Source organism: Campylobacter sp. BCW_6871, assembly GCF_001762325.1.
GTDB lineage: Bacteria > Campylobacterota > Campylobacteria > Campylobacterales > Campylobacteraceae > Campylobacter_D > Campylobacter_D jejuni.
Genome location: NZ_MJWQ01000012.1, coordinates 1 through 7,776 on the forward strand (window position 1 = coordinate 1; position 7,776 = coordinate 7,776).

Here is a 7,776-nt window from a genome sequence, read left to right on the forward strand (position 1 = left end):
ACTCATCAGTTCTAAAAAATAAATTCTAGAAAATTGAAAGAAAGGTTTGTTAGAACAAAAATTAGAAAAAAATTCTATATCTAAAGAACTAGTTTCTAAAATCATCAATCTTGAATTTTGTAATTCATTTGAAAAATCTAAGATATGAAACATCATCCAAATGATCTCTATATCTTTTTCAAAAACAACAATATGTTGATGATTTTTATTTTGTAATAAAGCTTTAAATAAAATTCCATTTCCAAAACCATAAAAATACAATACAGGATAAAGTAGGTATTTGTCATTGTAAGTATTTAGCATAGAGTTTAATTCATTTATAACATTTTCATAAAGAAAAGTATTATCATTCGTATCTTTTAGATTGATATCAAGATTATCTTTACCTAAGATAAGTTCAAATTTGCTAGACTTGATTTCTTTTAAACTTTCTTTTAAAAGAATATTACCTAAAGCTTCAATATTTTTGTTAAAGAGCTCTTTTTGGGTAGGAGTGAAGGTCATCATAAACCCCATCCATCATCTACTACTAAGGTTTGTCCTGTGATAAATTTACTCTCATCACTAAGCAAAAATACCAAAGTTCCACATACATCATCTGCATCTAGCATACCCTTACTCGCACAACAATTTCTATAAGCTTTTAAAAAAAGTTCGTTTTGATTATCTAAAATTCCCCCGCTTGCTAGGGTATTAACGCGTATGTTTTGATTAAAAAGCTCTTTAGCTAGCCAAGAGCCCATGTGGTTAACCCCTGCTTTTATCACGCTATATTCTAAAGAGCTTTGCATAGAAGTGCCTTCATAGTTTTCAAATTTTGGCGCATAAACTCCCATGATGGAGCTAAGATTGATGATATTACCATGGCCTTGTTTTTTAAAAAATTTCACAAATTCTTGAGCTGCCAGCATAAAACCTGCTAAATGTAAATTTAAACTTTCACAAATTTGTTCGTATTTGAGTCCATAATAAGGCGTTTTACCCCAATCTTTGCCAAAAGGATAGCTTGAATTGACAAAAGCATCGATTTTACCGTATCTTGCATGACTTTTTTCAAGGGCAGTTTGCAAACTTTCTTGCTTGGTGATGTCAAGTTCTAAGCTTAAAAGTTTTGTTTTAAAATTTGTTTCTAAATTTTCTCGCAGTTCTTTTAAGCGTTCTTTGTTAATATCTGCAAGTATGACTGTGCCTTTATTAAGAAGTATTTTTTTGCAAAGCGCTTTACCTATACGCCCACAAGCTCCTGCTACAAAGATGATTTTATTTTCAAGCATTAAAAATCCTTTGGTGATAAATTTTTTAAAGAGATTAAAAACTCTACGATTTTAAAATCAAGTTCACTATCTACATCAAAAGCCGTGCTTTCATCCATTACAAAAAGCCCTGTGTTTTTGCCAAAAACACTATCATTTTCTAAAAGATAATCCCTTTTAAAAATATAAATACTAGCGTTCATATCGTAGCATTTTGGGGCACTTTGGCGGGTGGTGAAATTTCCTTCTTTGGATTTTACTACCTTGTTATTTTGCATTTCTATGAGATTAAAATAAGGATTGCGTCTAGCTGGAACTGCGGTGATGAGATTGGAATTATCATTTTTAACAAAACTTTCATAAGCTTTTTTTATATCAAGGCTTGAGCGTAGTGGAGCTGAAGCATCTAAGTCTATGAGAGTTTCAAAACGCGTTTTAAAGTGCTCTTCACTTCTTAGCAAGGCATCACGCATGACAGGAAGTTTTGCAGCCCGATCATTGGCAAGATGGGCTTCTCTTTTAAAAAAAACTTCAGCATCGTATTTTTGGGCTACACTTGCGATTTCATCACTATCAGTACTTATGACTATGTGTTTAAAAAGCTTTGAATTTTGAGCTTGTATGATGCTATAAGCTATCATTTCAAGTTCGTTAATCTTTCTAATATTTTTGTTTTTAACGCCTTTACTTCCACCTCTAGCACAAATGGTGCATAAAATTTCAGCCATTTTTTTTCCTTACTTCATCGCAAACTTCAAGTACTTTTAAAGCTTGCTTAAGATCGCAAAGTTCTTTATCTTTTTCAAAGATTGCTTGATGTAAATTTTGAAGGGTTTTTATCGTATCGTTTTCAAAATTTAAGATTTTTTGACTTTGATCTTTGTGATAAATTTCGATTTTATTGTTTATTAAATCGGCTTTAAAGCTTTTTTCTAAAGTGTGAATGGTAATTTCTCTTTTGTTAAATTTAGAAAAATAGTCTAATTCTATATGAATTTTAGCTTCTTGTGAATTTTTTAAAGCCAAAAAGGCAAAATCATCGCTTGTTATGTCAAGCTCTGAAATTTTAGCATTTTGGGAGTATATAAGCTCTAAGTTTCCAAAAAGAAAAAAGGCTAGATCGATTTCATGGGAAAGATCGAGTAAAACCCCACCACCTAGCTCTTTTTTAGCGCTGTAATTTTGCTTGTAGTCTAAAGCCCTCCAATGGGGCAAATAAGAATTACAAACCAAACTAGCAAAATAAATTTTTTCCTCTTTTAAAAGTTTTTTTAAAGCTACAATCACAGGATGAAAACGTAGTAAATACGCCACATAAATGTGATTTTTTGAGCTTGTGAAATTTTTCACCTTTTCAAATAAAGGTTTTTCTACGAGTATGATTTTATCTTTTACAAGCTCATTTAAAGTTTTTAAGGTATTAAAATGCTCTGTAGTGATATTTGCAATGATAAAAAGATCAAATTCATTTAAATCACATTCTTTTAAAGAGCGATAAATTGGAGTTTTTTCAAACTCTTCTTTTTTAGCACTTAAAGAAAGCAAACTTACTTCATACTTTAAATTTTTTAAGGCTAAAAAATGCTTTTTTCCTATGCTTCCAAGGCCTATGATTAAGATTTTCATTTAAAATCCTCATTGGCTTTTAAAAACTCATCTGGCCTTCCAATGTCAATCCAATAATCATTGATGGTATAGGTATTTACCTTGCCTTTTTGTAGAGCGAGTTTGATGAGTTCGGGCATGTCTAGGTATTCGTTTTTAGTAATTAAATTTAAAATTTCATTTTCAAGTACATAAATTCCTGCACTTACTAGAAATTTTTGAGTAGGTTTTTCTTCTATATTTTCTATAAAACCTTGCTTTTGAGTGATCACTCCATAAGGAATTTGTTGCTCAAACTCACGCACGCAAACGCTCATTAAAGCTTTTGATTTTTTATGCGCTTTTAAAAGATCATTAAAATCAAGCTCGGTTAAAATGTCTGCATTCATAACGATAAAACTTTCTTTAAATTCTTGTTTTATAAGGCTTAAAGCTCCTGCTGTACCTAGTTTTTTACGCTCTTTAACATAAGAGATTTTAACCCCAAATTTTTGCCCTTTTTGAAAATAATCTTCTATGATTTGTTTTTTATAATTCACACAAAAGATAAAATTTTCAAAATTTTGATTTTTAAGTCTTTGGACTATGCTTTCTAAAATGGGTTTTTTGCCTACTTTTAGCATGGGTTTTGGAGTATCTTTAGTCAGCTCTTTTAAGCGAGATCCTAAGCCTCCAGCCATGATGATAATGGAGTTTGGATTGGCTTTTAAAAGTGATGAGATAGATTTTATAGAAAGGATTTGCCCTTTTTTATCTAAAACAGGAAAATCATAAATATCGGTTTTAGCAGAAATTTTTAAAAGTTCTTCTTTGCTTGTGTTTTCTTTTATGGTGATGGGATTTTTAGTGTAAATATCCTTGATACTATCTTTTAAAGTTTTGCCACTAATTAAAGCTTTTCTGATGTTTGAATCGCTAATTACTCCTAAAAATTTATCCTTTTTATCAACTATAATGCCTAGTCTAACGCGTTCTTTCCCGACTATTTTTAAAGCTTTTTTTATGCTTGAATCAGGGGTAAGTTTGAGTTTGTTTATATCCACACTAAGCCTTATAAATCGATGAAATTTTTATATAAAATTATATCTAAATTTACATTTTTTAAGCAAGTTTTTATGATTTTATTGGGATTTTTATCATTATCATAAGGGTTTTTAAAATTTTTTAATTTTTGTTTAAATTCTTTGCTTTCTAATTTTTCAAAAGCTTGATCAATATCATTAATTTCACAATCAATGATATTTTGAGTTCTTAAACGCCCTTTTTGCCTATCTCCTATGTTAATGCAAGGAGTTTTAAAAAAAGGACTTTCAGTAATACCGCTTGAAGAATTGCCTATCATGGCCTTGGCTATTTTCATAAGACTTAGATATTTTTGTGAGCCAAGATTGTCAAAAAGTTTAGCCTTGTGTGAGTTTTTTTGGCAGTAATTTTGCAAAATTTCATTGATTAAAAGTCCATTTTCATCGGCATTTGCTTTGGTAAAAATCAAACTTGCGTTTTTAAGGGTATCAAGTTTTTTAAGCAAGGTTTTAATCTCTTTTTGAGTGTTTTTTACATTTAAGGTTAAAGGATGATAAGTGATTAAGTAAGGTTCTTTATCCAGTTTCATTTCTAAGGCTTTTTCTAAATCTTTTTTGCTTAAAAAATTCATATTTTTTATGATAGTAGAAGTTAAAGAGCCTATATTAAAAACCCTTTTTTCTTCTTCTCCAAGTTGTAAAAGCCTTTTTTTGTAAATTTCATGACTTACAAAATGTAAATGTGCCATTTTCGAAATACTGTGCCTTATACTATCATCAATAGCTCCTAAAGTAAGCTCTCCGCCACATAAATGCACTAAGGGGATGTGCATCAAAAGACACACACTTGCTACACTAAGCATTTCATAACGATCGCCTAAAATCACCACCATATCAGGCTTTAAGTCTTCAAAAGCTTGACTAAAAGAACTAAAAGCTAAGCTCATGCTTTTACAAAGGCTTATCTTATCATCACTTGCGAGTAATATAGGAATTTTTTTAGCAATTTTAAATTCTTTTTCTATTTCTTTATAAGTAAGTCCAAACTCAGGACTTAAATGTGCTCCTGTAGCGATGATCTGAAGGCTTAGATCTTTATCGTTTTGAATTTCATGGCATAAATTTCTTAAAAGATACCATTCAGCCCTTGTTGCACTGACTATACAAATCTTTCTTTTACTCACGGATAAGCTCATCTTCTTTGTAGTTTTTAGTAGCAATCTTACCTAAAAACTCTTCATATCTCATAGCACTTATACCATTTGCGGGGCGTTTAGTGGTAAGATTTTCTTCGCTAAAAATTTCTCCTTTTTGTATATCTTTTTTAGCGACTAAACTTTTTCTTACTATGTTGATATTTTTTTGTTCGCTTTTACTTGCTTTTTTTATGCCATCGCCCATAGCCTTTTGTATTTGTCTTATTTGAGTGCAAAGCATTTTAAGTTCATGAGGTTCTAGGCTTGCTTTATGATCAGGCCCTGACATATTTTTATCTAAAGTAAAATGCTTTTCTATCACACAAGCTCCTAAGGCCGCAGCAGCTAGAGAAATGTGTATGCCTTGAGTGTGATCAGAATAACCCACATCAAGCTTAAAAGCGTCTTTTAAGCTTTGCATGGCTTTAAGATTGACTTCGTCAAAAGGGGCAGGGTATTCTGTAGTGCAGTGTAAAAGAGTGATATTTTGGCGTTTAGTACCGTTTTTGCAAAGTACATTTAAAGCTTGTTCTATCTCGCCTAAATTTGCCATGCCCGTTGAAAGCATGATTTTTTTATTAAGCTTTGCAATTTTTTTAAGATAGGGTAGATTGGTGATTTCCCCGCTTGGAATTTTAAAGATTTTTAAACCTAACTCATCTAAAAGATCTACGCTTTCAAGATCAAAAGGAGTAGAAAGAAAGGCAATATTGCATTTTTTTGCGTGTAAGATAAGCTCTTTATGAGCTTTAAGATCGAGTTCGAGTTTTTGCACCATTTGAAGCTGATTTTCATCACTAGCTGTCGTTTTAAGTTGATAGGGTGCTTTTTTAGCCTTTGTGCTGATACAGTTTTTGGCTTTAAAACTTTGAAATTTAACAAAATCAGCCCCTGAGTTAGCTGCGATTTCTATTAACTTTTTAGCTAAATTTAAATCGCCATTGTGATTGACTCCTGCTTCTGCGATGATGAGAGTTTTTTTCATAGTTTTCCTTAATTAGAATTAATACAAATATTCTAGATATTATTTTTTAATATCGGTATTTTAAAAATTTATTATTACTAAAATTTTTACAAATTTGGTTATATTCTTTCCGATTAAAAACTATACCACCTATATAAAAACTTCCATTTATGGTAGAAAATTTTTCTTTAAATTTGTAAAGCGTATCGTTATCTTGAACTCCTCCACCCAAGAAACAAAATTTGGAATTATTGTTACTTGCATATTCAAAAAAGAAATCTAATAAAGCTGCATTGGCATTGGATTTTAAAACATTGGCACTTAAATGATAATAAGAAAAATCTCCACAAAGAAAAAATGATGCATAGGCAAGAATTTTATTATTTAAACTTGCTTTTAGTATTTTATTTTCGTTAAAATCAAAGAGTTTTTGAAAATAATCTTCGCTAAAATAATAAAATTTATCCGCTTGGTTTCTTTGCATAGTTTTACTATATAATGTAAAAAAATCTTTATAATCTTTTTTTGTAGCAAATTTTATTTGCAATTCTTCTCTAGCTTTTTTGATATAAGATCTTATTCTAGGGCTATAATTCATACGAATATTATCAATACCTTTTTCTGTGTTTACAATGATGGTTTCTCTACTTTTAGTAAAAAAAGGTAAAAGTTTTGAATATATTTTTAGATTTTCATCAAAAAGATGAAATCGGATAAAAAAAGCAATGATGTTTTGTTTCAAAGCTTCTGTTTTTAAAGCTTTTAAAGCTTCTTTGATGAAGTCTTCATTTTGAGAATTGCAATATATTCCACCATATCCATAAGGACTTTGCAAATCATAAAATTGAGAATTCTCTATTTTTTCCTTTATGGCTATAACCTTAAATACAAATCCATTTTTACTATACGAGAAATCAAATGTTTCTCCATAAAGCTCAGCATATTTTTTATTAAGATAAATATCATTTGATAAGCAAGAATAACGATTGTGAACTTGCAAATAATTTTCTAAAGAAATTCTACTCATCTTCCACTCCTTATAGGAGTTATTGATATACCCCCCCCCATAAAATATTTCATTAATTAAATCCTTTCTCCTTCTATGATAAATAATTTGTCAATTAACTTGTTGTCAGCTTCAAGGCTTTGTGTTTGTAGTTTTATCCATTTAAAATATTTATTTTTGTATAACTTTTTAAGATCTTTTTTGTTTGAATATCTAATCATTCCTACATGAGTATAAATACCACTCTTTGGAAGTTGAAAATCATCATTCGTATTGTCATATCCTTCAATACCTTTAGATATTGTGCTAGAAAAGAATTTTCCATTTATTTTTAATTTCATGATGGCTTTATTAAAAATTTTCTTTGTTTTTGCAAAATTATTACAACAGAGTGAACAATTATCAATAATAGCATCAAAACTTTCATCTTCAAATTCATCAAGTTTTTGTTCATAATCTCCAATTTTAATTTCTTGTATATGGTGACTTAAATTTTCATTTTCTAGACGTTGCTTAAATCTTTCTACTCCTGTTTTACTCCATTCTATGCCGCTAACACTGAAACCTTCTTTAGCGCAAAACCAAAGATTAGCACCTGTGCCAAGTCCTAATTCTAGTATATTTATTTTACTTCTATCTTTAACATTGTAAAAATTCTTTGCAATAAAACGGATTAAATTTTCGCTAGGGTATTTCCCCCATTCTTTTTGAGAAAAAATATTTTCCCAAA

At 30.0% G+C, this 7,776-nt stretch carries 8 protein-coding genes and 1 pseudogene; all 9 read right to left on the reverse strand.

The window, feature by feature from the left end; translation table 11 throughout:
• A pseudogene (locus tag AJ930_RS00715) lies at nt 1-504 on the reverse strand (motility associated factor glycosyltransferase family protein); the annotation flags it as partial.
• Nucleotides 504-1,274, reverse strand: a complete 771-nt coding sequence (gene ptmA / locus AJ930_RS00720; RefSeq protein ID WP_070274699.1) for a flagellin modification protein PtmA — start codon at nt 1,272-1,274, stop codon at nt 504-506. The gene ptmA and the pseudogene AJ930_RS00715, both read right to left, overlap by 1 nt.
• On the reverse strand, nt 1,274-1,981 hold the full coding sequence (gene legF, locus AJ930_RS00725; RefSeq protein ID WP_070274700.1) for a CMP-N,N'-diacetyllegionaminic acid synthase: 708 nt from the start codon (nt 1,979-1,981) through the stop codon (nt 1,274-1,276). The genes ptmA and legF overlap by 1 nt, the downstream gene beginning before the upstream one ends.
• Nucleotides 1,974-2,879, reverse strand: coding sequence for an L-glutamine-D-fructose-6-phosphate isomerase subunit (gene ptmF / locus AJ930_RS00730; protein ID WP_070274701.1), 906 nt, complete (start codon nt 2,877-2,879; stop codon nt 1,974-1,976). Before ptmF ends, legF begins: the two co-directional genes overlap by 8 nt.
• A complete protein-coding gene (locus AJ930_RS00735; RefSeq protein ID WP_070274702.1) occupies nt 2,876-3,901 on the reverse strand; it encodes a nucleotidyltransferase family protein in 1,026 nt (341 codons plus the stop codon). Before AJ930_RS00735 ends, ptmF begins: the two co-directional genes overlap by 4 nt.
• Before the next feature lie 8 nt (nt 3,902-3,909).
• The gene (gene legG / locus AJ930_RS00740) at nt 3,910-5,064 is read right to left on the reverse strand and encodes a GDP-N,N'-diacetylbacillosamine 2-epimerase (hydrolyzing) (RefSeq protein ID WP_070274703.1); all 1,155 of its coding nucleotides are present in this window, start codon (nt 5,062-5,064) and stop codon (nt 3,910-3,912) included.
• Nucleotides 5,057-6,061, reverse strand: coding sequence for a N,N'-diacetyllegionaminate synthase (legI, locus tag AJ930_RS00745; RefSeq protein ID WP_070274704.1), 1,005 nt, complete (start codon nt 6,059-6,061; stop codon nt 5,057-5,059). Before legI ends, legG begins: the two co-directional genes overlap by 8 nt.
• Nucleotides 6,062-6,107: 46 nt before the next feature.
• Nucleotides 6,108-7,067, reverse strand: a complete 960-nt coding sequence (locus tag AJ930_RS00750) for a hypothetical protein (protein WP_070274705.1) — start codon at nt 7,065-7,067, stop codon at nt 6,108-6,110.
• Nucleotides 7,068-7,123: 56 nt separating this feature from the next.
• A partial coding sequence (locus tag AJ930_RS00755; protein ID WP_070274706.1) for a class I SAM-dependent methyltransferase occupies nt 7,124-7,776 on the reverse strand: 653 nt, incomplete at its 5' end.

Coding starts and splice junctions, on each gene's coding strand:
- legI (WP_070274704.1), bottom strand. CDS start 6,061: ATGAAAAAAACTCTCATCATCGCAGAAGCAGGAGTCAATCACAATGGC.
- ptmF (WP_070274701.1), bottom strand. CDS start 2,879: ATGAAAATCTTAATCATAGGCCTTGGAAGCATAGGAAAAAAGCATTTT.
- ptmA (WP_070274699.1), bottom strand. CDS start 1,274: ATGCTTGAAAATAAAATCATCTTTGTAGCAGGAGCTTGTGGGCGTATA.
- AJ930_RS00750 (WP_070274705.1), bottom strand. CDS start 7,067: ATGAGTAGAATTTCTTTAGAAAATTATTTGCAAGTTCACAATCGTTAT.
- legF (WP_070274700.1), bottom strand. CDS start 1,981: ATGGCTGAAATTTTATGCACCATTTGTGCTAGAGGTGGAAGTAAAGGC.